We start from the raw sequence: 23,410 nt of genomic DNA on the forward strand, positions 1-23,410 counted from the left end.
CATAGTTTTGTATGTTGGCATCATTCTTGCAAGTAGATAAATATAAAGAACAATCCAAAGTTCTTAAGATAGAAGGAGGTAATTTTAATGAGTTTGATGGAGATGGACTTAAAACGTAAAGAATACCTTGGTGGACGCAGACACTATAATGAGATTGAGCTGTGGAAAGATGTAACGGAAGAGAAATGGAATGATTGGCTCTGGCAATTAACAAATACAATTAAAACTCTTGATGATCTGAAAAAAGTTGTGAACTTGACACCGGAAGAAGAAGAAGGGGTTCGAATTTCGACTCAAACAATTCCTTTAAATATTACCCCTTACTATGCATCCTTAATGAATCCGGATGATCCTCGCTGCCCGATTCGTTTACAGTCTGTACCGCTTTCGGCAGAAATGAACAAGACCAGATATGATTTGGAAGATCCGCTGCATGAGGATGAAGATTCCCCAGTGCCAGGTCTGACGCATCGTTATCCGGACCGCGTTCTATTTCTTGTCACGAACCAATGCTCTATGTATTGCCGTTACTGTACTCGCCGCCGCTTTTCAGGCCAGGTTGGCATGGGGGTTCCTAAAAAGCAATTAGACGCAGCGATTGAATATATTCGAAACACTCCAGAAGTGAGAGACGTTCTGATTTCAGGAGGAGATGGTCTGTTAATCAATGATAAGATTCTCGAATACGTATTAAGTAATTTACGTGCTATCCCACATGTGGAAATCATTCGGATTGGTACTCGTGCACCGGTCGTTTTCCCGCAGCGGATTACAGAGAATTTATGCAATATTTTGAAAAAGTATCATCCAATCTGGTTAAATACGCATTTCAATCATTCACTTGAACTGACGGAAGAAGCGAAAAAGGCATGTGATATGTTGTCGATGGCTGGAGTGCCGCTTGGTAATCAGGCTGTCATTCTTGCTGGGATTAACGATAGTGTTCATATCATGAAAAAGTTAATGCACGACTGTGTTAAAGCTAGAGTGAGACCTTATTACATTTATCAATGTGATTTATCTGAAGGGATTGGCCATTTCCGTGCCCCGGTTTCTAAAGGACTGGAAATTATTGAAGCGCTTCGCGGCCATACATCAGGATATGCGGTGCCGACCTTTGTGGTAGACGCTCCTGGAGGAGGAGGAAAAATCGCCTTGACTCCAAATTACCTCCTTTCACAGAGTCCTGATAAAGTGGTCTTACGAAACTTTGAAGGTGTTATCACCAGCTATCCGGAACCTAAGAACTACATTCCTGGAAGTGCAGATGCTTACTTTGATGAGGTGTATGGTACGGAAGAAAGAAAAGAAGCCGTGGGAATTGCTGCTCTTATGACAGACGAAAAATTCAACTTGGTACCAGAAGGCCTCCGCCGCCTCGACAAGAGAAAAGCGTATGAGAGTACTGAGGAACATGCATCCTTAAAGGATCGCCGTGATAAACGGGATGAAATGAAAGAAAAATTGATGAAAGCTCAAGAAAAAAAGAATCAGCCGACGGTGTAGACTCGGTAAATAATAAGGCAAGGGGGAATAAAAATGGATTGCTTGTGGTGTAATGCCCCAAACGTGGAGGAAAGTGAAAAGAAGGATTGTTACTGGATTATGCCTGATGGTAAAAGATCAATAAAGGTTCTTCAAGTTCCAGCTCTGAACTGTCCGAATTGCGGAATCTATGTGTCTGACATGATGAATCAAAAGGTAGATGAAGCTTTATATATATATGACGTGAGTGAGTATCCTGATGAGTTTACGTATGAACAGCTTCTTTCAGCGCCTGTAAAGAAATTGTTTAATTGGAAATAGAATGCCGGGAGAAGGAGATGAAATCATCACTTCTCCCTAATTTAGATGAGGAGGGTACATAATGTCTGTTCAAAACCTGCCTTTTTTCACCCGAATTGAGACTGGGGAATGTTTTACGCTAGAGCTCTTTCTTGATCATGCGAATCTTCGCTTACGCATTGATGATTATCAAGGAAATATCAATAAAGCGATAGCCCGAGCACTTGTCATCGCTCAGGAACATGGTTTTACAAAAGTGATCCTTAAAGCTAGACAGGAAGATTTATCTGCGATATTGGCTCATGGATTTATGCTGGAGGGGAAATTGAACAGGTATTTTAAAGGGAATGATGCTTATTGCATGGCATTGTATTTTACCAATGAGAGGCGAACAAGCGACTATTGGATGAAAGAAGACAAAATTCTAAAAGAAATCATTGAGATTCCCAGGCTGATAGAAAAGCCGCAAATACCTGAAAATTACTCCCTCCGATTTGCTGCAGTTGAAGATGCACACGAGCTGGCAAATTTATATCGTACAATTTTTGAAACCTATCCAACGCCAATGAATGATGAGCATTATATAAAAAAAGTGATAGAAGAAGGTACGGTCTTCAGTGTTATCCAATATGAAGGATCCATCGTGAGTGCCGCATCCGCGGAGGTTAATGATATCTATCATAATGCTGAACTAACAGACTGTGCGACTATCCCTCATCATAGAAAGCATGGTTTTATGAAAGTACTTATCTCGGCATTAGAACAAGAACTGATCAGGCGAAATATTTATTGTGCCTATTCTTTAGCACGAGGTTTGTCAATGGGCATGAACGCCGTTTTTCACCAGCTGGGATATGAATATGGAGGAAGATTAACAAAGAATTGCAATATTTGGGATAAGTATGAGGATATGAATATTTGGGTTAAAGATTTATCTTCTTTAAATAGATTATTAAAATAGGAGGAAATTTTATTGGCTAAATACACATGGGTAGATAAAGATACTTGTATTGCCTGTGGAGCATGCGGTGGAACAGCACCAGATATTTATGACTTTGATGAACAGGGCCTTGCTTTCGTTGTCTTGGACGAAAATCAGGGGAGTGCCGAAATTCCGGAGATTCTTCATGATGATATGAATGAAGCAATGGAAGGCTGTCCTACAGAATCAATTCTCATTCAGGATGAACCTTTTAATAGGTAAACTCGGTTTCATAGATTCAAATTTGCCATTTATTCTTTCATTTATTTAATCGGATTTTTCCAATAGATTAAGTTGATTTGGACGTACACTCACACCTCATTTACCCTTGAACTTCATAGATAATAATATATGGTATTACCAGCTTCTAAAACAAATTGTACGAATGTACGGAATGCAGGGAATGGACAGTGGAAATCTAAATTGTTGTTCCTTTTATATATTCAAATTAATAGGTTAACTGACTCATAGAAAAAGGGCAGTGGGCAAGAAACTTAAAAAAGGAGAGATGAAATGAAGCGGAGTCATTTGATTAAGCCTATTCTAGATCATAACTATCCCACCGTCTCTCATGGGAGTGGAATATATCTTTATGACATGGATGGAAATCAATACATCGACGGATCATCAGGTGCGGTTACAGCAAGTATTGGTCATGGAGTATTAGAGGTTGTTGATGCCATGACGGAGCAGGCAAGCAAAGTTTCTTTTGCATATAGATCTCATTTCACAAGTGAAGCCGCAGAGACATTAGCACAAAAGTTAAGTGAGTTAGCTCCAGGAGACTTAAATTGGACGTTTTTTGTAAACAGCGGATCTGAAGCGACGGAAACGGCGATGAAGATAGCGATTCAGCATTGGCAAGAAAAAGGATATGAGCGGAAAAATCGCATCGTCTCCCGCTGGACGAGTTATCACGGGATTACGATGGGTGCTTTATCAATGTCCGGTCATGTGTTAAGAAGAAAACGTTTTGTTCCGCTATTAGAGGATTTTCCTGGTATCTCTGCTCCGTATTGTTATCGATGTCCTTATAATAGTGAGCCTTCTAGCTGCAGGCTGCAGTGTGCAAATGAATTGGAGACGGCCATTCAAAGAATTGGATCTGAGAATATTGCCGCATTCATTGCCGAACCAATTATCGGGGCATCCGCAGGTGCTGTTACACCGCCTGACGGATATTATCAAAGGATTAAGGAAATATGCGAACGTTATGACATTCTTTTTATTGCTGATGAAGTTATGACAGGAATCGGACGTACGGGAAAAATGTTTGCCATGGAACACTGGGGCGTAACCCCGGATATCATTGCATTGGGTAAAGGAATGAGCGCTGGCTATACTCCGATGGCTGCCACTTTGGTTAGTGATCGTGTTATGGAACCCATTTTAAAAGGCTCAAAATCAATCATGGCTGGACACACGTATAGTGCAAATCCACTATCTGCTGCTGTTTCCTTAGAAGTTCTTAATTACATTGAGCGAAAGAATTTGGTTCAGGAAGCGGAAGAGAAAGGACAATACCTATTGCAGCAATTACATGGACTTGCTGAGAGATTTGACATCATTGGTGATGTGCGGGGAAAAGGGCTTCTTCTGGGACTTGAGTTTGTTTCCAATAGAATATCAAAAAAGTCATTCCGCTTGCAAAATGGCATAACCACAAGGATCGTAAATAAAGCATTTGAGAAGGGATTGCTGATCTATCCCGCTTCTGGTGCTATCGAGGGAATCGAGGGCGATGCGGTTATTATTTCTCCGCCGCTGGTTATTTCAAATGAAGAAATTGACCGCCTTGTAAAGATGCTGGAAGCATCAATTGAGGAATTACAGCATGAATTGCACGCGGAAGGCCTGATAGAGAACATGCAGGCTATTTAGGAGGAACGATATGAAGCAAGCCATTGCGAAAAAAAACAAAATTGTAACCATAGAAGAAGCACTCAAGCATATCAACGATGGATGTACACTCATGTATGGCGGGTTTGGGGGAGTGGGGACTCCGCCAACACTCATACAGGGCATCCTGAACAAGGGTGTTAAGGAACTGACTTTGATTGGCAATGATGCAGGATTCCCTGATATCGGAATTGGCCGGCTGGTGTCTGATGAAAGAGCAAAAAAGGTCATCGCCTCTCACATCGGATCCAATCCTAATGCGGGCCGGCTCATGAATGAAGGAAAGCTGGAAGTAGAATTCTCTCCGCAAGGGACATTAGCTGAAAGGATTCGTGCAGGCGGAGTAGGCTTGGGCGGGATTTTTGTCGATATCGGAATTGGCACGATAGCTGAAGAAGGCAAGGACAAAATCGTAATCGACGGAAAGGAGTATTTGATTGAAACGGCTTTAACCTCGGAAGTGAGTGTTGTCTATGCCAAAAAGGCAGATCCGCTTGGAAATCTGGTGTATGACAAGAGTGCCCGCAACTTCAATCCGCTGGCAGCGATGGCAGGGGCCTTTACCATTGCAGAAGTCGAAGAAATTGTTCCGGCAGGCGAATTGGATCCGGAGTGTATTGCCACTCCAGGTATTTATGTAGATATGGTAATTCCGACAAAAGGAGTGAATTGGAAATGGGCATGGGAGTAGATGTACGAAATCGCATCGCCAAACGCGCTGCCAAGGAAATCCATGATGGATTAATCGTCAATTTAGGTATTGGCATTCCAACCTTAGTGGCCGATCATTTACCTCAAGATATCCATGTGCTGTTCCATGCGGAAAACGGTGTCCTTGGTACAGGTCCCAGTCCGAATCCAGGGCAAGAAGATCCTGCTCTCTGTAACGCAGGCGGGTTCCCGATTACGACCGTAACAGGGGCTTCTTACTTTGACAGTGCAACTGCATTTGGCATGATTCGTCGAGGATATATCGACATTACCATCCTTGGTGCATTGGAAGTGAGTGAAAAAGGGGATTTGGCCAACTGGATTGTCCCAGGCAAACGGGTACCGGGAATGGGCGGAGCAATGGAGCTGGCCCAAAAAGCCAAAAAGGTGATTGTCTTGATGAATCACGTGAATAAGCAGGGTGAATCAAAGATATTAAAGGAATGCACTCTTCCTTTAACCGCAAGACGAAGTGTAGATTTAATCATTACCGATATGGCTGTCATGGAAGTTAAAAAAGAGGGATTGGTGCTGAAGGAAGTTATGGCACCTTATACAGTGGATGAAGTGATTGCGAATACAGAGGCGACGCTTAAAATCCCGGCTGTTGTCAACAGCATTGAATAGCTGAGAGGAGGCAGAAGCATGAATGAGGTTGTCATCGTTGCTGGAGCGCGAACGGCAGTCGGATCATTTGGGAAATCACTCCGGAATGTTAATGCTGCCGAATTGGGCCGTCAAGTATTAGAAGGCTTAATGGAAAAGTCTGGGGTAGGTAAAGAAAAGGTCGATGAAGTGATCTTTGGACATGGCTATGTTCATGGAGGCGGTCTTAACTCTGCCCGGATTTCATCGCAGATGGCTGGTTTCCCGCAAAATATCCCTGGTCACATTGTAATCAAAGCATGCGGATCAGGTTTAAAGGCCATTACCAGTGCGGCTCTAACTATCGCTGCTGGACAAGAAGACGTAATCATCGCCGGCGGAGTGGAGAGCATGAGCAATGTACCTTATATCGTGAAAAATAGATGGGGCGGTAAATTTGGAAACGTAACGATGGAGGATGCTCTGCTGGCAGATGGATTAATATGCTCCTTAGAGAATGAGCATATGGGAATAACAGCTGAACGTCTGGCTGAACAATACGGTATCCGTCGCGAGGAACAGGATCAATTTGCTTATCAAAGCCACAAGAAGGCCTGGAAAGCTGGGGCAGAAGGTCGCTTTGATCAAGAAATTATTCCGCTGAAAATCAAGGATCGAAAAGGTCTTCATATCTTCAGCCAAGACGAAGCGGTTCGTGAGGACATTCATCTGGATCAACTAGCAGGCCTTCCTGCAGTATTCAAAAATGAAGGAACCATTACGGCAGGTAATGCCTGTCCCATGAATGATGGAGCAGCAGCTGTACTTTTAATGTCCAAGCAGCAAGCAGAAGAAATGGGATTAAGATCGCTCCTGAAAATCAAGGCTTTCGCCAGTGCAGGTGTTGAACCGGGAGTTATGGGGATCGGACCCGTACCAGCGACTCGAAAAGCATTGGCTAAAGCAGGACTATTGTTAGAGGATATCGGCCTGGTTGAACTTAATGAAGCCTTTGCTGCTCAAGCACTTGCGGTGATCAAGGAGTTAGATTTGAATCCGGATATCGTCAATGTCAATGGAGGGGCAATTGCACTTGGTCACCCTGTAGGAGCAACAGGTGCAAAATTGACAGTCACATTGATGCATGAAATGCTGCGTTCTCAGGTTAAGTACGGAATGGTAACGTTATGTATGGCAGGCGGAATGGGACTTTCAGTTATCTATGAGAATATGTGCATATAAGGAGGATAAAAGTGCCAGATATTAAAAAACGCATTCACCAATGGATCAAGGATCACCGGGAAGAAGGAACGGACTTATTGCAACGATTGGTACAAGCCCCCAGTACGCAAGGAAATGAAGCCGCGGCGCAGGATATCGTCGCCCAAAAACTAAAGGAAATGGGTCTGCAGGTTGATATTTGGGAGCCTGACGGTGAGGAACTGAAAAAGCATTCTTATTTCTATTCTCCTCGCAGCGATTTTTCAAACAGCCCTAATGTGGCGGGAATTATGAAAGGATCCGGAGGAGGCCGCTCCATTATCTTGAACGGACACATCGATGTGGTTCCAGATGGTGATCGGGAACAGTGGGATGACGATCCATACAGCGGAGCTATCAGGGATGGAAAAATGTTTGGACGTGGCGTAACAGATATGAAAGGAGGCAATGTATCCCTTATTCTGGCAATGCAGGCGTTACAGGAAAGTGGCATCCATTTAAAGGGAGATGTGATTTTTCAAAGTGTGATTGAAGAAGAAAGCGGCGGAGCCGGAACTTTAGCAGCCATTTTGAAGGGATACAAAGCCGATGCTGCCCTTATCCCTGAACCGACAAATATGAGGATTTTTCCCAAACAGCAGGGTTCGATGTGGTTCCGTATTCTGGTAAAAGGCCGGTCAGCCCATGGCGGAACAAGGTATGAAGGAGTCAGCGCCATTGAAAAGAGTATGACCGTAATAAATCACATTCGTGCTCTGGAAGAAAAGCGAAATGCACGCATCAGTGATCCGCTTTATCAGAACACACCTATCCCGATTCCTATCAATGTAGGGGTTATTGAAGGCGGTAATTGGCCTTCCTCCGTTCCCGACCTTGTGAAAATTGAAGGGAGAATGGGTGTTGCGCCGGAGGAAACGATGGAGCAGGCGAAGAACGAAATGGCTGAATGGCTGTTACAGCTAAAAGAAGTTGACGAATGGTTTAAGGAGCATGCTCCCGTTTTAGAATGGTTCGGAGCACGCTGGGTACCTGGGGCAATCGACGCAGAACATGAACTGATGAATACGCTCGTCCATCAATATCGGCAAGTTGCTGGACAGGATCCGGTCATTGAAGCTTCTCCGTGGGGGACTGATGGAGGATTGCTGACTCATGTCGGTGAAACGCCTGCAATCGTCTTTGGTCCTGGAGCAACAGAGGCTGCCCATTATCCAAATGAATACATCTTACTAGATAACGTGTTTACGACAGCGGAGATTATTGCCCTTACTTTAATTCAATGGTGTGGTATTGAAGGGGAGTAAAAAACCGATTTGCGAATGATGTGAGTCTGAAAATGTACACGGAACAAACGAAACCGTAAATTGGGAGTTGCCTGCTGGAATAATGTTTAGTGAAAATTCAAGCAGGGAGTAAGGAATGTCGTACCAATTGAACGAGACATTGATAGAAATTGAAGATCAACCCTTTATAATTTACACAAGACGGATAGAAAAAAAAGTTATGAGATTTGATGTCTAATCCCCGTTTCCTTATAAATCCAGTAAAGTGAAGCTTCCATTTGGGTAGTGGAACGAATCAGGTTCTTAAGTTAGAATAGATATGAATCTACTATCTGCTGTTAGACAATTCTCTTTTATTATTTCTGAAAATTTAAAATTCAAATGAATAGTAGGTGGGAACTAAATGGACATGAATCTCATTGAAAATCAGGAACCGACAGTTAAAAGAAAATTGAAAGCAAGGCATATGTCTATGATCGCGATTGGAGGTTCTATCGGAACTGGCTTATTTTTGGCAAGCGGTGCAACCATCCAAAGTGCAGGACCTGGCGGTTCTCTCACTGCATATGCATGCATAGGAATTATGGTTTATTTTCTTATGACTAGCTTGGGAGAAATGGCGACATATATGCCTGTATCGGGATCCTTTTCCACCTATGCTACACGTTTTGTAGATCCCGCATTTGGTTTTGCGCTTGGCTGGAATTATTGGTTTAACTGGGCGGTCACCCTTGCGGTGGAAATAGCTGCGGCAGCTATCATTATGAAATTCTGGCTCCCTGAAGTGCCAAGCATTATTTGGAGTGCATTGTTCCTTGGTCTCATCTTTATACTGAACGCTCTATCCATTAGAAGTTATGGTGAATCAGAATATTGGTTTGCCCTAATAAAAGTCGTGGCCATCATTGTTTTTATCATTATTGGATTATTGACAATTTTGGGAATTTTCGGCGGAGATATGATTGGATTTGAAAACTTTACCAAGGGTGAGGCTCCTTTCAAGGGAGGATTTTTATCGATTATTAGCATCTTTCTTATCGCCGGATTTTCTTTTCAAGGTACAGAACTGGTTGGTATTGCTGCTGGCGAAAGTGAGAATCCTGAAAAAAATGTTCCGAATGCGATTCGCCAAGTATTTTGGCGCATCTTATTGTTTTACATCGGAGCCATTTTGATACTTGGCTTGTTAATTCCATATACGAGTCCAAGTTTATTAAGCGGGGATTTAGAAAACATTTCTGTAAGCCCTTTCACGCTCGTTTTTGAACGGGCAGGACTTGCGTTTGCAGCTTCTGTCATGAATGCTGTTGTTTTAACATCATTACTATCTGCAGGAAACTCGGGGCTTTATGCATCAACTCGGATGTTATGGTCGATGGCAAAAGATAATCAGGCTCCAAAGTTTCTGGCAAAAGTTAATCGCAGGGGAATCCCTATGAATGCTTTGATTATCACGACTTTAATTGGAGGACTGGCTTTTTTAACGTCTGTTTTTGGGGATCATGTATTTACATGGCTATTAAATGCTTCAGGATTAACGGGATTTATCGCTTGGATTGGAATTGCCGTCAGCCATTATCGTTTTAGACGTGCGTACATAGCACAGGGCGGTGACTTAAACGAGTTAAAATACAAAGCAAAATGGTTTCCGCTCGGTCCGATTCTTTCATTTATCCTTTGCATGATTGTCATTGCAGGGCAGAATTACGAGGCGTATTTAAGCGGCAGTATTGACTGGTATGGGGTCGCAGTTTCCTACATTGGTTTACCATTATTTCTAGCGATTTGGCTGGGGTATAAGGTTTTTCATAAGACCAAAATAATTTCATTGAAAGATTGCCATTTTGAAAAATCACTTTAGGACATATAAATAGAGTCAAGCAGCAGATAGAAAAAAATGATATCAAGTAACCTGAGGTCCCTGCGGGACTCAGGTTCTTTTATTTAGATTGAGAAGGATTTAATATCAAGCTTTAATAAAGAACACACATATTTGATTATATGTGCGTTCTTTTGTTTTCGTATGTTTCCTTAACAAACATAAATATAAAAGAATAAAGCTATTTTTTATTTACTTGACGTCCGCTTTTTTTTTGGCTCTGTGAACTAGAATTACCGATAGAATATTCGTTTCCTGATTCAACATCATTTCTCAGATCCTGTTTCTCGATTTGATCTCTTGTCTGATTATTATTATGCATACCTTGTTTAGACATTCTTTAATCCATCTCGCTTTCATATTTAATCATCTTTAATATGCTCAAAAATAAGGGAAAAAATGATGAGTTTGAACAAAAGGAAATTACGGTTGATTCCTAACGGTGTAAATGGAAGAAGAGCATATGCACGGACACCTGGTTATTTGAATTGTACCCGAGAGAAAACGCCTGAATTGGGGGTTTTCTGGAAAAAGGGAAGTGAATGCTGAATTTATGAAAGTATCTTAAAGAAATTGGCGAGTAAAATGGTGAAAATGGAAAGTAAACATCTATCACAGTAGTACTGTTTAAAAAAGAACACATTTAATGTGTCGATGTGCCTGTTTTCGTTAAAATTATCTGTACTCACAGCCCCATCAGCATGCTTTTTAATACAATATTTCAAATGCAGCAAACCTCTCAGAATCACGTTTCTCTGTTACAGAAACGTTTTCTGCTTTGGAATATCGATTCCCTTTTTTTAAAGCATTCAGAAAAACTTCTAAATGCCCGCTTTGTCCTTGAGCCATGATTTCCACCGACCCGTCTTCTCTATTTTTCACCCAGCCTGTCAGTTCGTTTTCCGCAGCTGACGTTTGGGTGTAAAAACGGAATCCGACTCCTTGTACTCTGCCAGTTACGATTATATGTAATGTTTTCATCCTAAAATCGCCTCCTTTTTTGCCTTTTCCCGTTGTTTTCTTATTATAATCAAAATATAAGTGTCACAAAGGAGATGATGCAGTTGAAATGGGAGAAAGAAGGATACATCGTATCAGATGATAAAACACTGCTTCAAATGGGAAAAATAGAAGCATGGATCAGCGGAGCGTATTGGGCAGCAGGCCGCTCTAGAGAAATCATCGAAAAAAGCATCCAACACTCCTTGTGCTTTGGAATGTATGATAAAGATGGCAGGCAAATAGGTTTTGCCAGAGTCATTACAGATCAGGCGGTTTTTTCGTGGATTATGGACGTGATCATTGATCAGGAATTCAGAGGAAAAGGCCTCGGAAAAAAGCTCGTTGAATGTATAATCTCACATCCGGACATAGTGCATACTAAAATGGGATTAGCTACAAAGGATGCTCACGGGCTTTATCGGCAGTTTGACTTTGAAATGGATGAGTGCATGAGGAGGCCGCTCTTATAAAAAGTGTTCGCATAGATTGTTGGTTTTCATAAGTAGACTCTTTTACGTCTATTAGTAAAGTATCGAGTTGCTTTCTAATAAAATCGCTCAAAACTCACCCTGAAAAAATTTGAGCGTACTTAAAACAACTTGAAAAGCAACGAAGCTTTTAGAAAAGGGCCTATAAAAATATCAGCCCGTATGCCAATAAATGCAACGGGCTTTTCTGCTTAATGTATCATTCCTTTTCTTAGTCCGACAGCCACAGCCTCTGCTCGATGCTTCACCCCTAATTTTCGAATGACGGCACTTATGTAATCCGCAAAATCAGGATGCTGGATACTCAAAGAGGTTGTTTGATTCCCCAAACCCCGCAAAATCAGGATGTTGGATACTCAAAGAGGGCGTATGATTCCCCAAAATCCGCAAAATCAGGATGTTGGATACTCAAAGAGGTTGTTTGATTCCCCAACCCCCGCAAAATCAGGATGTTGAATACTCAAAGAGGTTGTTTGATTCCCCAAAACCGGCAAAGTCAGGATGTTGGATACTCAAAGAGGTTATTTGATTCCCTAAAAGCCGCAAAATCAGGATGTTGGATACTCAAAGAGGTTGTTTGATTCCCCAACCCCCGCAAAATCAGGATTTTGGATACTCAAAGAGGTTGTTTGATTCCCCAAAACCGGCAAAATCAGGATGTTGGATACTCAAAGAGGTTGTTTGATTCCCCAAAACCGGCAAAATCAGGATGTTGGATACTCAAAGAGTGCGTATGATTCCCCAAAATCGGCAAAATCAGGATGTTGGATACTCAAAGAGGTTATTTGATTCCCCAAAAGCCGCAAAATCAGGATGTTGGATACTCAAAGAGGTTATTTGATTCACCAAAATCGGCAAAATCAGGATGTTGGATACTCAAAGAGGTTATTTGATTCCCCAAAAGCCGCAAAATCAGGATGTTGGATACTCAAAGAGGTTATTTGATTCACCAAAATCGGCAAAATCAGGATGTTGGATACTCAAAGAGGTTGTTTGATTCACCAAAATCGGCAAAATCAGGATGTTGGATACTCAAAGAGGTTGTTTGATTCCCCAAACCCCTCAAAATCAGGATGTTGAATACTCAAAGAGGGCGGTTGATTCCCCAAACCCCTCAAAATCAGGATTTTGGATACTCATAGAGCGGGAATGATACCCCTAACCCGAAACAGCCCTATTCTCAAGGCGCTAAAATAACAACAACTTTTATGTTGCTTGCACCATTTTTGTGGGAAAATAATGATAAATAGTCTAAGACAGGATGGGGACGCCGTGAAAAGTAAAAAATATGCATTGGAATCACTGAATGTTGGCCAGCCAAGGAAGGTTTTATATAATGGACGTGAAATTGAAACGGGAATATATAAGGAGCCTGTTGATCGTCAGCTTTTCCTCTCAAAAACGAATTTTGAAGGAGATGGCCAGGCAGATCTCGTACATCACGGAGGAGAGGACAAAGCAGTTTGCGTGTATTCGTATGATCATTATTCTTTCTGGGAAAATGCCTTGAGTATACGATTAGAGCCGGGAGCTTTCGGAGAAAATCTTACAGTCAGAAGGCTGACGGAGGAAGATGTATATATTGGCGATGTCTATCAGCTTGGAGAAGCTATAGTAGAAGTAAGCCAGCCGCGACAGCCGTGCTTTAAGCTTGCTATGAAACACCAGGTGAATGATTTGCCGGTTCAAGTTCAAAATACGATGTTTACCGGCTTTTATTTTCGTGTTTTGAAAGAAGGAAAAGTCAGCAAAGAAGATGCACTGGAGCTGATTGAATCACAAGCAAACGGTGTTTCCATTGCGGCTGCTAACCATATAAAATACCACGATAAACAAAATACGCAGGCTATAATGAGGATCCTTGAAGTAAAAGCATTGTCAGACAGCTGGAGATCCTCTTTTGAAAAAAGACTTTAGAGTACAGTAAAAAGCACACGGACTTAAATCCGTGTGCCAGCTGTACTTCTTTTCTCATAAACCGAAAACATCAGCCAGTAGAGCAGCGCACTTCCGAATGCAAGGATCCCGAAAATGGCGAACGTCCATTGAAAACCAAACCAGACTGTCATCGGGATGGAAAGCGGGGCAATCGTCCGTCCTACGGTATATCGAAGACTGGCTGCGGCAAAATATTGTCCTCGCATGTGTTCAGGAGCAAGCTTTGAGATGAAGCTTTGCTGCAAACCTGCCGTCATCAGTTCAGCAAATGTAAAGAGCGCCATAGCAAAAATAAGTCCCCAGATAAAGCTGAACTGTCCAAAGAGGAAGATCGACACTCCGTATAAAATAGAGGAAAGAATAAAAACGTTCCTTTCTTTATAGGCCGTCATCCACTTAGTTACAGAAATTGTCAGGACGGCTACAAGCAAGCCATTTTCTGAAAGCAGAAACCCGAAAGCCTGCTCACCCCCGAGAGAGACGGACCATTCTCCAATTGAGAACAGCTGCTCATTATGCACGGTTTCTTTTGTATACACAGGAATCAGCATATCAAGCTGCATAAAGGTTTGAGCTGCAAGCACGCCTGCACCAATATAAAGCAGGAATGCTTTATCCTTAAAAATAATCTTGTACTCCCGAATCTGATGAAGAAGAAATTCATACCACTTGGAGCCGCTGCCAAGCTTGCTGCCAGCAAAAGGGGCGGTTTCGCGCGTCCATAGAAAAAGCAATCCTGCAAGCAAGAAACAAACGAATCCTGCAAACACCAATAATTCAAAAAAATAATTCACATAGAAAATAGCACCCAAAATCGGGCCAATGACGACGGCCAGATTGAGGGACGTGTAGAAGACGGCAAACACATTGCTTCGGTCTTTTTCTTCTACGACATCTGCAATCATGGCCTGACTTGCCGGCCAATAAAATGATCCGAAAACTCCTGCAAGCGCAAAGCAGATAAAACCAAGCAGCGGAGCTTCAAGCCATGGTGAAACGGAAAGAGCAAACGTAAGAAATGACAGGCCCTGACCGGCAGCAGACAACACCATCATTTTCTTCCTTCCGAACCGGTCCGCGCAGTAGCCTCCCATTAAATTCGCCATAACAGAAAAAATCTGCGAAAACACAAGCAGAAATCCCGCCTGCTCCTTCCCGAATTCCTCAGCAAAATAAATCGTCAAAAAGGGGAAAAACATCCAATATGTAATATTCATCATTGCTTCGCCAAATAAGCGTATTTTTAAATTTCGATCCCAATCCCTAAGTCTCATGCTGTTTTCCTCGCTTTTTCAATATCACACCTTCTCTATGATACTCCTCAGCAGAATAGAAGAGCAACGCATTCATGCTTGTGAATACCTTTAAGAGATGATAGGTTTTAATGACAGACCGTTTTAGATTTATTTTATAGAATAATAGAAATAATTATCCGCTTGAAGAAAAGGAGTGAATCTATGGAATTCAAACTGGATCACATTGTTCATTTTGTTGACAGGCATCCACTTGAAGCCGCAAATATGTTCATAAAACAGGATTTACATGCTGTTATGGGCGGACGTCATGAAAACTGGGGGTCTCACAACAGCCTATGTTATTTCAGCGATCTGGCCTACTTGGAGTTTCTTGCTGTTGAAGACCGCGAGAAAGCAAATACGGCAAATAATCCGCTTATTCACCGGCTGTTAAAGCAGCGTGCTGAAGGCTTGGGGCAGCTTGCAATCCGGACTGAGCGGATTGAAGAAGTGAAACAGAAGCTTGAAGAAAAAGGGCTTGAGACAGGAGAAGTCATAAATGCCAGCAGAAAAAGAGAGGATGGCACTTTATTAGAATGGAGAATGCTCTTTATTCAACAAAGCGATGAAGACTGTCCGCTGCCTTTTTTTATCCAATGGAACCAGACAGATGATGAACGGAAGCAAGACTTGCATAAGAACGGTGCTTTAGGGGCTCAAAACCTCGACGTATCTATTTCAGCCGTCCATTATATCGTAAAAGATTTAAATTCCGCCGTTACCAAATGGAGAAAGTACTTTGATTTGCCAAGGGGAGAGGAAACGGTGAATGATGAGTGGCGTGCAAGAAGCTATGCCATCCAGCTTCCATCCTTTAAGCTCATTTTTACAGAAGCATCCGGAGCGGGCACCGTTCAGCAAATGCTTGAGAAGAAAGGCGAAGGTCCATATTTGGTTGAATTCGAGCCGCCGGTTTTTAAATCATACTATCAAATTTGCGGCAGTATGTTTAAATAGAAAATCCGCTTCCTTTCTATCTGGAAGCGGATTTTTTATTAAAGAATGGTTGATCTTCTTTAACATTATTTAATAAGCTTAACCACAATAGCCTGAGAGCTTTTTTTAATCAAACAGTCTTTTAATTCTTCTTCTGAAACCATTCCAAGTGTAAGGGCGGCATCAATTTTTTGCTTGTCAGGCTGTTTTACTGAAATAATACAATCAGTTAAATTTAAGTCTTCTAAAACCTTGACTGTTTTCTCAGGATGATATTGTTCTGAATGCCGGATTTGCCTCTGAATCTTATAATCACCGATTCTCTCTTCCCCTTTGCAGAGCTTTCCGTGCGCATGATCAAAAAAGGAATTGAAGATTTTTTTCATCTCTGCAAGTTCCTCTTCAATCCTTTTCGCCTTTTCATTCAATGAAGCATATCGTGCAACCATTTCCTCAGGGATTTGAAAGGTTTTTGAATCGCTCATATGGATGCCTCCGTTTTTCGTGTGATTCTAAACTATATGCTATACAGCCCGGCTGTAGAACGTTTGTTTGATTCTTTGTCATGAAACATCTATATTTTAAGAAGGAATAACGCAGCTGATTGTATAACCTAAGTAAGAGAAGGATTTTTAAGTGGAGGGAGAAAAATGGATTTTTTCACGATTCTTTCAGAAGATAAAATTAAACAGGCGATAAAAGATGGTGAGTTTAAACAGCTTCCCGGTATGGGAAAGCCTCTTGAGCTTGAGGATTTGTCCCATATCCCGCCTGAACTCCGAATATCCTATAAAATACTGAAAAATGCGAATATGATGGATGAAGACATCGAGCTGAAAAAAGCGATTCATACGTTAGAGCAGCTGATTGCCCAATGTCCTGATGAAATGGAGAAAGAAAAGCTGCAGGTGCAGCTGAACGAGAAAGCATTTCAGCTTGATAAAGTTCTAAAGAAAAGAAATACCTTCAGTTCAAGAGCTTCTGCTTTTTATAAAGATCAGATTTTTTCGAAATGGTCCTAATAGACATCGATGATGGAGTGATTCTCATGAACGTCGTCTGGTTTAAACGTGATTTACGTATAGCTGATCATAAGCCGCTTGCTGACGCAGCTCTATATGGGGAAGTCCTCCCGCTGTATGCAGCCGAACCATCTATATGGTCTGGGGAAGACTATTCTGCAAGGCACTTTCAGTTTGTCAGGGAAAGCTTAGAGGAACTGCAGGGCGCTTTGGAAGATAGGGGCGGCAGATTATTCACCTATATGGGGGAGATGGAAGAGGCGCTTTCTGCACTCTTTAAAACATACGGCCCATTCACTTTGTATGCTCATGAAGAAAAAGCAGGGAAACGTGTACATGACAGAAATACAAGAGTGAGAGAATGGATGAGTGACAGAGGTCTCAGGTTTTTGGAGTATCCCATTAATGAAAAAAACAGCGGAAGAAAACTTCAGGAAAGATGGAACGGTTTTTGTCGAAGTGAGCCTCTCAGCCGCCCTGAGCGTGTCGAAGTACCAAAAACCATTCCAGAAAGCTTTTTCATTGGGGCGGAAAAACTTAAAGCTTTTCCTGTCAGTGGGGAACCAATCAGATTTGGCCAGCAGGGCGGTGAACAGCAGGCGCTTGAAACGCTTGAAACTTTTTTGGAGGAACGTTTTCACTTATACGAAGAGCATGGTTCTAACCTGCTTCAATCAACTGTTTCATCAAGCAGGCTTTCGCCATATTTGGCATGGGGAAACATTTCGTTTCGTACAGTTGTCCAGAAAACGTCGATAAAGATAGAAAATTGTGATAATTTGTTTCTTGTGAAACAATTAACATCTTTTCAGGAGCGTCTTAAGGAAAGGTGGAAGCTGATGGAGCAGGGAGATCTCTTTGAATTGCAGCCTTTTCCTGATGAAAAAGGTGCAGGCGATGATTTGTTTTTGAGATGGTTTGAAGGGAAAACTGGGATTCCCATGATAGATGCATCAGTAATTTGTCTTCATAAAACCGGGTGGATCCCCTCAAAATATCGGGGTATGCTTGCGTCTTTTGCAATCAATACGCTTTCCCTGAACGTGAAAATATGTTCGGATGGGCTAGCTTCCCTTTTTCTGGACTATGAGCCCATCATTCATGTTCACCAGATTCAAAAGATGCCGGAGAAAGTGCTGGATCCAGTGAAAATAGGAAAAAAAGAAGATCCAGACGGAGTTTTTATTAAAAGATACTTACCAAGTCTTTCGAATGTTCCGGCTAAACATATTCAGGAGCCTTGGCATTATCCAGGTTTTTTTCGCCTGGATTATCAGGCGCCAATAGTAGATATTAAAAAAGCGAATCAGGCTGCAAGGAAAACCAAGTCGGGTATATCAGAACGTCCTTCAAAGTCTTCTGATCATGAACAATTGAAATTCGATTTGTGAAAAGAGACTGATTTAAAACCACGCTAAATAGGGTAAGGGGCCGTTTTGAATCCTCACAATCACACCCTATTTAGCACTAGAAAAAACACCAAGATTCGCAGATTAGATCGCACCGCTTTAAGCGGAGTTTTTTGCACGCCAAAAAACTCAGTCCTTATTTGAACTGAGTTTATAACATTTTTTTATAGTTACATTATTAAAGTCCCCGATTTTCACAACCCCCCTCCAAAATTATGTAGTAGAAATCTATTGGTGGTAGTAAGGGACAGCCGTTAATTTCACCGCCTCCTTAAAGTTTGCGGCTCTTCGGACGCAGCGCCCACGAGGCGATATTTAGTGCAGCATATGAAAGCGGAAGGATAATATGAAACCCGTAATCACCAAAATCGTTGGCAAACGCATGAGATAAAGCCGCACCGGTCATTAAAAAGAAGATACCAGCATGAACCCATTCTTTAAGCCGAGGAAAACCTGGCACCACGAGAGCGATGGCTCCAAGCACTTTCCAAATCCCGAGAATGGTCAAGACGTATGATGGGTAACCAAGATTCGTCACTAACTCGAGGTTTCCCCCATATTGCATCAGTTGCCCGATACCACTTAACATAACAGCTGCTGCGAGTAGTAATGTGAATGTCCAATAAGCAATCATTTTTCCTCGGGGCTGGGTTTCTACTCTCGCGGTTGTTTCCGCACCGATTATCTTACTCATTTGTTTCCTCCTCGATACTGTTTGTTTTTAATCCTAAGCTGGAACGACAGAGTCGCCATAAAAACAGTTACTCCCAACAAGAACAATCTTCCGTACGTTACCACATATACCTAAATGGCTAACCCTTCGGCGTATCCTTTAGATAGCTATTTCTGAGCTCATATGTTTCAAGTTCAAAAGACATTCTCCCTTCACTTTTAAGGAATAGTTATAGGTATTCTTTGGATTCTTTAATAATTACTTATTCAACAATCCTGCCCTTAAATTAAACAAACAAGCTTTACTCCTTCTTAAAGTAAAGCACCCATTAGTGAGATCCCTACTTTAGTTTCCAATTCATTTAAATGTGTAGCTTTCTTTGAATCATTGCCGATCTAACCTTAGTCTGTGATTGATATGCCTATTAATGTTTCAATGCATTATACATCGAATAATCCACTTCACCTGAAATATTTTCCAAGCCGTTTTTACTTAACTCCACAGCCATTAAATACTCTTCTGAAGGCGGAAGGTTATTCTTGGATGCATATATACCAAATTCAGTTGATGTTCTAAACCCAAAGCGTCGATAGTATCGATAATCACCTCAAACGATTTATTAATTGAGACAACTTCTTGTTTTTTATAATAAGACCTGCCTATAATCCCCCTTTTAGTGCTATTTGCTGTTTTTTCCCCTAATCGGAATCCCTTATAAATAGAGCGTACTTTTTGGTTTGCGGAAAATGGACTTGGGCAGTCATAAATGTTCTATTAGCGGTCAGAAAAAGGGAAAGCCCATTATAAATCATGCAAAGCATCCAGAAAAAATATTAAATAGAGTGCTTTTTTGCAGGAGTTAGAGGGTATGGATACATGAAGTGTGTGAACACAAGATTCATGAATGTCAAAAACGGAGGGATTTGGTAATAGCCTGTATAACAGAATAAGCAGCCAGAAAAATGAAAACGATTACTCTTTTTTGTTGACAACATGTATATACAGGACTACAATATGCTTATAACTTGTATATACAGGAGTGAGAAGAATATAAATTGCTGACTCTTTAGGCAATACCAGGTTATTAATGAAAACGATTACGGGAGGTTGAAATAGATGAGTGTGAACAAACAGGAAGTCCGCGATATCGTTGATGCTGTCGGCGGCAAGGACAACATTGCAGCAGCCACACACTGTGTCACTCGCTTACGATTTGCCTTGAAAGATGAAGGCAAAGTGGATAAAGAAAAACTGGAACAGATTGATATGGTTAAAGGCTCTTTTTCAACAAATGGACAATTCCAGGTTGTGATTGGACAAGGTCTTGTTGATAAAGTTTACAAGGAAATGGCAGAACAAACGGGAATGGGCGAGTCTTCAAAAGAAGATGTAAAAGATGCAGCTTCAAGCAACTTGAATCCTCTTCAAAAAGCTGTTAAAATGCTGGCTGATATTTTTATTCCGATTTTGCCGGCTATCGTAACGGCTGGTTTATTAATGGGAATAAATAATATTCTGAGCGGTTCGGGAATTTTCTTTGATGATAAATCTCTGATTGAAGTTTATCCGCAATGGGCTGATTTATCAGGCATTATCAACTTGATTGCGAATACAGCGTTTACATTCCTCCCGGCTCTAATCGGCTGGTCGGCTGTGAAACGCTTTGGAGGAAGTCCGCTTCTTGGGATTGTCCTTGGTTTAATCCTCGTGCATCCGGATCTTCTGAATGCATGGGCATATGGTGAAGCCCAGGCTAAAGGGGAGGTTCCGGTGTGGAACTTATTCGGCCTCGAGATTGAAAAGATCGGCTATCAGGGGCAAGTTCTTCCTGTTTTGTTTGCCTCTTATTTACTGGCTAAAATTGAAGTCTTTTTAAATAAAAGAGTACCTGATTCAATTAAGCTATTAGTGGTTGCCCCAATTACCTTATTAGTGACTGGCTTTGCTGCTTTTATCTTAATTGGACCAATTACGTTTGCAGCAGGAAACTTCATTACAGACGGTGTTATTGCGATTTTTGATAACTTTGCAGCTCTTGGCGGTTTGCTCTATGGAGGCTTATACTCACTGCTTGTTGTAACAGGTATGCATCATACTTTCCTTGCAGTTGACCTGCAGCTTGTAGCAAGTGCTGGAGGCACATTCCTTTGGCCGATGCTTGCATTGTCGAACATCGCACAGGGTTCAGCAGCATTTGCCATGATGCGCATTGTGAAAGATGAAAAACAAAAAGGTTTGGCTCTGACTTCTGGAATCTCGGCTTACCTTGGTATTACAGAGCCTGCTATGTTTGGTGTGAATCTTAGATATCGCTATCCATTTATCGCTGCCATGATCGGTTCTGCAATTGCAGGTATCTTTATTACAATCAATCATGTAAAAGCATTTTCAATTGGTGTTGGGGGAATCCCTGGATTCTTATCGATCCAATCCGAATACTGGACGGCATTCTTTATCGGAATGGCCATCGCAATCGTTGTGCCATTCGTACTGACTTACGTATTTGCCAAGTTTAATTGGAAGAAAAAATAATAAACAAAAAGGACAAGCCATTGTCCTTTTTGCCGTTTAAATCTAAAAGATGGTGGTGCATATGAAAATGAAACAGCCTTGGTGGAAAAAATCAGCGGTTTATCAAATTTATCCGAAAAGCTTTAATGATACGAATGGGAATGGAGTAGGCGACATTCAGGGCATCATAGAAAAATTAGATTACTTAAAAGAGCTCGGCGTTGATGTTGTATGGCTGACGCCAATTTATGAATCTCCTCAAAAAGACAACGGTTATGACATCAGTGACTACTATTCCATTCACGAGGAATATGGAACGATGGAGGATTTTGAATCTCTGTTGCAAGAGGCTCACGATCGCGGGATTAAAATCATCATGGATATCGTTGTCAATCATACTTCTACTGAGCACGCATGGTTTAAGGAAGCAAAATCATCAAAAGAGAATCCTTACCGTGATTTCTATATTTGGAAAGAAGGAAAGGAAGACGGCTCTGAACCGACTAACTGGATTTCGAAATTCGGCGGTTCAGCCTGGAAGCTGGATGAAAAAACAGGTGAATACTATCTGCATCTGTTTGACGTCACTCAGGCTGACTTGAACTGGGAGAATGAAGAAGTCCGCAGAAAAGTCTATGAAATGATGCAATTCTGGTTTGAAAAAGGTGTAGACGGCTTTAGACTTGACGTAATTAACCTCATTTCAAAAAATCAGGATTTCCCGGATGATGACGGAAGCACAGCTCCTGGCGACGGCCGCAAGTTTTACACAGACGGTCCGCGTGTGCATGAATATATGAAAGAAATGAATAAGGAAGTTTTCTCGAAATATGACAGCATGACAGTTGGGGAAATGTCTTCAACGACGATCGAAAACTGTATTGAGTATTCAAATCCGGAATCCAAAGAACTAAGCATGACATTTAATTTTCATCATTTGAAAGTGGATTATCCGAACGGGGAGAAATGGGCACTGGCAGATTTTGATTTTGGTGCACTTAAGCAAATTCTTTCAACATGGCAGGTGGAAATGCACAAAGGCGGGGGCTGGAACGCATTGTTTTGGTGCAACCATGATCAGCCGCGGATTGTTTCAAGATATGGAAATGACGGTGAATACCGCACCCAGTCCGCTAAAATGCTTGCGACAACGATACACATGATGCAGGGAACTCCTTATATTTATCAGGGGGAAGAGTTTGGCATGACTAATCCTAAATTCGAAAGCATCAATGAATATCGGGATGTAGAAAGCCTGAATACATTCGAAATTTTGAAAAACGCAGGGAAGTCAGAAGAAGAGATTATTGAGATTTTAAAAAGCAAATCGAGAGATAACTCACGTACACCAGTCCAATGGAATAATTCCAAGCATGCCGGGTTTACAACAGGAACACCTTGGATCAAACCTGCAAGCAATTATCCGGAAATCAATGCCCAGAATGCTCTTCAGGATGAAAATTCTGTTTTTTATCACTATCAAAAACTGATTCAGCTTAGAAAAGACATTGATTTAATCACGTACGGCGATTATGAACTGATCCTTGAAGATCACAGCCAGCTGTTTGCTTATGTGCGAAACGGTGATGGAGAGAAGCTGCTGGTCATCAACAACTTCTATGAAATGGAAACAGTATTTACTTTGCCGGATCATATTGATGCAGAAGGATATAACAGTGAAATTCTTATCTCCAACTATCCTGATTCTGCGCAGACATTTAAAGAAGTAACATTGCGCCCGTTTGAGTCCGTCGTTTATCATCTTAAGAAGTAATGGTAAACTAATAGTGG

At 41.6% G+C, this 23,410-nt stretch carries 22 protein-coding genes; 17 read left to right on the forward strand and 5 right to left on the reverse strand.

All coding sequences use genetic code 11. From position 1 onward, the window contains the following. Window positions 1–102: 102 nt before the first annotated feature. The 10 genes from kamA to K8L98_RS03110 all read left to right on the forward strand — a co-directional run bounded on the left by kamA (window position 103) and on the right by K8L98_RS03110 (window position 10,327). Entirely contained in the window at window positions 103–1,506 is a 1,404-nt protein-coding gene (gene kamA, locus K8L98_RS03065; protein WP_223443108.1) for a lysine 2,3-aminomutase, read from the forward strand. Between the two features lie 33 nt (window positions 1,507–1,539). Next, the gene (locus tag K8L98_RS03070) at window positions 1,540–1,806 is read left to right on the forward strand and encodes a YokU family protein (RefSeq protein WP_223439593.1); all 267 of its coding nucleotides are present in this window, start codon (window positions 1,540–1,542) and stop codon (window positions 1,804–1,806) included. A 61-nt stretch (window positions 1,807–1,867) separates the two neighbouring features. Continuing rightward, window positions 1,868–2,746, forward strand: coding sequence for a putative beta-lysine N-acetyltransferase (ablB, locus tag K8L98_RS03075; RefSeq protein ID WP_223439595.1), 879 nt, complete (start codon window positions 1,868–1,870; stop codon window positions 2,744–2,746). A gap of 12 nt (window positions 2,747–2,758) precedes the next feature. Continuing rightward, a complete protein-coding gene (locus K8L98_RS03080) occupies window positions 2,759–2,989 on the forward strand; it encodes a ferredoxin (RefSeq protein WP_223439597.1) in 231 nt (76 codons plus the stop codon). A gap of 291 nt (window positions 2,990–3,280) precedes the next feature. Next, on the forward strand, window positions 3,281–4,648 hold the full coding sequence (locus K8L98_RS03085; RefSeq protein WP_223439599.1) for an aspartate aminotransferase family protein: 1,368 nt from the start codon (window positions 3,281–3,283) through the stop codon (window positions 4,646–4,648). A 10-nt stretch (window positions 4,649–4,658) separates the two neighbouring features. Then, the gene (locus K8L98_RS03090; RefSeq protein ID WP_223439601.1) at window positions 4,659–5,357 is read left to right on the forward strand and encodes a CoA transferase subunit A; all 699 of its coding nucleotides are present in this window, start codon (window positions 4,659–4,661) and stop codon (window positions 5,355–5,357) included. Next, on the forward strand, window positions 5,342–6,004 hold the full coding sequence (locus tag K8L98_RS03095; RefSeq protein ID WP_223439603.1) for a 3-oxoacid CoA-transferase subunit B: 663 nt from the start codon (window positions 5,342–5,344) through the stop codon (window positions 6,002–6,004). Before K8L98_RS03090 ends, K8L98_RS03095 begins: the two co-directional genes overlap by 16 nt. A gap of 18 nt (window positions 6,005–6,022) precedes the next feature. Beyond that, window positions 6,023–7,204 carry a thiolase family protein gene (locus K8L98_RS03100; RefSeq protein WP_223439605.1) on the forward strand — a complete coding sequence of 394 codons (1,182 nt, stop codon included), beginning with the start codon at window positions 6,023–6,025 and terminating at the stop codon, window positions 7,202–7,204. 11 nt (window positions 7,205–7,215) lie between these two features. Then, the gene (locus K8L98_RS03105; protein WP_223439607.1) at window positions 7,216–8,487 is read left to right on the forward strand and encodes a peptidase; all 1,272 of its coding nucleotides are present in this window, start codon (window positions 7,216–7,218) and stop codon (window positions 8,485–8,487) included. A 382-nt stretch (window positions 8,488–8,869) separates the two neighbouring features. Then, window positions 8,870–10,327: an amino acid permease gene (locus tag K8L98_RS03110; RefSeq protein ID WP_223439609.1), complete on the forward strand. Its 1,458-nt coding sequence runs from the start codon at window positions 8,870–8,872 to the stop codon at window positions 10,325–10,327. 199 nt (window positions 10,328–10,526) lie between these two features. Here K8L98_RS03110 and K8L98_RS03115 read toward each other — a convergent pair whose 3' ends face one another. Both K8L98_RS03115 and K8L98_RS03120 read right to left on the reverse strand, forming a co-directional pair. Further along, window positions 10,527–10,682, reverse strand: a complete 156-nt coding sequence (locus tag K8L98_RS03115) for a hypothetical protein (RefSeq protein WP_223439611.1) — start codon at window positions 10,680–10,682, stop codon at window positions 10,527–10,529. Between the two features lie 371 nt (window positions 10,683–11,053). Then, window positions 11,054–11,326, reverse strand: coding sequence for an acylphosphatase (locus K8L98_RS03120; protein ID WP_223439614.1), 273 nt, complete (start codon window positions 11,324–11,326; stop codon window positions 11,054–11,056). Window positions 11,327–11,403: 77 nt separating this feature from the next. Between K8L98_RS03120 and K8L98_RS03125 the strand changes: the two genes are divergently transcribed. Further along, the gene (locus K8L98_RS03125; RefSeq protein ID WP_338037013.1) at window positions 11,404–11,817 is read left to right on the forward strand and encodes a GNAT family N-acetyltransferase; all 414 of its coding nucleotides are present in this window, start codon (window positions 11,404–11,406) and stop codon (window positions 11,815–11,817) included. A gap of 1,257 nt (window positions 11,818–13,074) precedes the next feature. Continuing rightward, window positions 13,075–13,752 (forward strand): MOSC domain-containing protein, encoded by a 678-nt coding sequence (locus K8L98_RS03130; protein WP_223439619.1) that lies wholly within the window; start codon window positions 13,075–13,077, stop codon window positions 13,750–13,752. A gap of 23 nt (window positions 13,753–13,775) precedes the next feature. Here the strand turns inward: K8L98_RS03130 and K8L98_RS03135 are convergent, their stop codons facing one another. Beyond that, the gene (locus K8L98_RS03135) at window positions 13,776–15,047 is read right to left on the reverse strand and encodes an MDR family MFS transporter (protein WP_223439621.1); all 1,272 of its coding nucleotides are present in this window, start codon (window positions 15,045–15,047) and stop codon (window positions 13,776–13,778) included. Between the two features lie 183 nt (window positions 15,048–15,230). Here K8L98_RS03135 and K8L98_RS03140 point away from each other — a divergent pair, with 183 nt between their 5' ends. Then, window positions 15,231–16,025: a VOC family protein gene (locus K8L98_RS03140; RefSeq protein ID WP_223439624.1), complete on the forward strand. Its 795-nt coding sequence runs from the start codon at window positions 15,231–15,233 to the stop codon at window positions 16,023–16,025. A gap of 65 nt (window positions 16,026–16,090) precedes the next feature. Here the strand turns inward: K8L98_RS03140 and K8L98_RS03145 are convergent, their stop codons facing one another. Beyond that, window positions 16,091–16,489 (reverse strand): hypothetical protein, encoded by a 399-nt coding sequence (locus K8L98_RS03145; RefSeq protein ID WP_223439626.1) that lies wholly within the window; start codon window positions 16,487–16,489, stop codon window positions 16,091–16,093. Window positions 16,490–16,654: 165 nt separating this feature from the next. Here K8L98_RS03145 and K8L98_RS03150 point away from each other — a divergent pair, with 165 nt between their 5' ends. Next, entirely contained in the window at window positions 16,655–17,026 is a 372-nt protein-coding gene (locus tag K8L98_RS03150) for a DnaJ family domain-containing protein (protein WP_223439628.1), read from the forward strand. 26 nt (window positions 17,027–17,052) lie between these two features. After that, a complete protein-coding gene (locus K8L98_RS03155) occupies window positions 17,053–18,417 on the forward strand; it encodes an FAD-binding domain-containing protein (protein WP_223439630.1) in 1,365 nt (454 codons plus the stop codon). 289 nt (window positions 18,418–18,706) lie between these two features. Here K8L98_RS03155 and K8L98_RS03160 read toward each other — a convergent pair whose 3' ends face one another. After that, window positions 18,707–19,129: a DoxX family protein gene (locus K8L98_RS03160; RefSeq protein ID WP_223439632.1), complete on the reverse strand. Its 423-nt coding sequence runs from the start codon at window positions 19,127–19,129 to the stop codon at window positions 18,707–18,709. A 1,095-nt stretch (window positions 19,130–20,224) separates the two neighbouring features. Here K8L98_RS03160 and treP point away from each other — a divergent pair. After that, a complete protein-coding gene (treP, locus tag K8L98_RS03165) occupies window positions 20,225–21,640 on the forward strand; it encodes a PTS system trehalose-specific EIIBC component (protein ID WP_223439634.1) in 1,416 nt (471 codons plus the stop codon). Between the two features lie 67 nt (window positions 21,641–21,707). Then, entirely contained in the window at window positions 21,708–23,393 is a 1,686-nt protein-coding gene (gene treC / locus K8L98_RS03170; RefSeq protein ID WP_223443111.1) for an alpha,alpha-phosphotrehalase, read from the forward strand. Window positions 23,394–23,410: the final 17 nt, after the last annotated feature.

It is taken from the genome of Metabacillus dongyingensis (genome assembly GCF_019933155.2).
Classification (GTDB): domain Bacteria; phylum Bacillota; class Bacilli; order Bacillales; family Bacillaceae; genus Bacillus_P; species Bacillus_P dongyingensis.

What these genes read in the sequence shown, in the direction of transcription:
- kamA (WP_223443108.1), top strand. Translation starts at nt 103, where the DNA reads ATGGACTTAAAACGTAAAGAATACCTTGGTGGACGCAGACACTATAAT.
- K8L98_RS03125 (WP_338037013.1), top strand. Translation starts at nt 11,404, where the DNA reads ATGCAGTTGAAATGGGAGAAAGAAGGATACATCGTATCAGATGATAAA.
- K8L98_RS03155 (WP_223439630.1), top strand. Translation starts at nt 17,053, where the DNA reads ATGAACGTCGTCTGGTTTAAACGTGATTTACGTATAGCTGATCATAAG.
- K8L98_RS03100 (WP_223439605.1), top strand. Translation starts at nt 6,023, where the DNA reads ATGAATGAGGTTGTCATCGTTGCTGGAGCGCGAACGGCAGTCGGATCA.
- treC (WP_223443111.1), top strand. Translation starts at nt 21,708, where the DNA reads ATGAAACAGCCTTGGTGGAAAAAATCAGCGGTTTATCAAATTTATCCG.
- K8L98_RS03160 (WP_223439632.1), bottom strand. Translation starts at nt 19,129, where the DNA reads ATGAGTAAGATAATCGGTGCGGAAACAACCGCGAGAGTAGAAACCCAG.
- K8L98_RS03090 (WP_223439601.1), top strand. Translation starts at nt 4,659, where the DNA reads ATGAAGCAAGCCATTGCGAAAAAAAACAAAATTGTAACCATAGAAGAA.
- K8L98_RS03115 (WP_223439611.1), bottom strand. Translation starts at nt 10,682, where the DNA reads ATGTCTAAACAAGGTATGCATAATAATAATCAGACAAGAGATCAAATC.
- treP (WP_223439634.1), top strand. Translation starts at nt 20,225, where the DNA reads ATGAGTGTGAACAAACAGGAAGTCCGCGATATCGTTGATGCTGTCGGC.
- K8L98_RS03130 (WP_223439619.1), top strand. Translation starts at nt 13,075, where the DNA reads ATGATAAATAGTCTAAGACAGGATGGGGACGCCGTGAAAAGTAAAAAA.
- K8L98_RS03070 (WP_223439593.1), top strand. Translation starts at nt 1,540, where the DNA reads ATGGATTGCTTGTGGTGTAATGCCCCAAACGTGGAGGAAAGTGAAAAG.
- K8L98_RS03145 (WP_223439626.1), bottom strand. Translation starts at nt 16,489, where the DNA reads ATGAGCGATTCAAAAACCTTTCAAATCCCTGAGGAAATGGTTGCACGA.
- K8L98_RS03110 (WP_223439609.1), top strand. Translation starts at nt 8,870, where the DNA reads ATGGACATGAATCTCATTGAAAATCAGGAACCGACAGTTAAAAGAAAA.
- K8L98_RS03135 (WP_223439621.1), bottom strand. Translation starts at nt 15,047, where the DNA reads ATGAGACTTAGGGATTGGGATCGAAATTTAAAAATACGCTTATTTGGC.
- K8L98_RS03085 (WP_223439599.1), top strand. Translation starts at nt 3,281, where the DNA reads ATGAAGCGGAGTCATTTGATTAAGCCTATTCTAGATCATAACTATCCC.
- K8L98_RS03150 (WP_223439628.1), top strand. Translation starts at nt 16,655, where the DNA reads ATGGATTTTTTCACGATTCTTTCAGAAGATAAAATTAAACAGGCGATA.
- K8L98_RS03140 (WP_223439624.1), top strand. Translation starts at nt 15,231, where the DNA reads ATGGAATTCAAACTGGATCACATTGTTCATTTTGTTGACAGGCATCCA.
- K8L98_RS03095 (WP_223439603.1), top strand. Translation starts at nt 5,342, where the DNA reads ATGGGCATGGGAGTAGATGTACGAAATCGCATCGCCAAACGCGCTGCC.
- K8L98_RS03120 (WP_223439614.1), bottom strand. Translation starts at nt 11,326, where the DNA reads ATGAAAACATTACATATAATCGTAACTGGCAGAGTACAAGGAGTCGGA.
- ablB (WP_223439595.1), top strand. Translation starts at nt 1,868, where the DNA reads ATGTCTGTTCAAAACCTGCCTTTTTTCACCCGAATTGAGACTGGGGAA.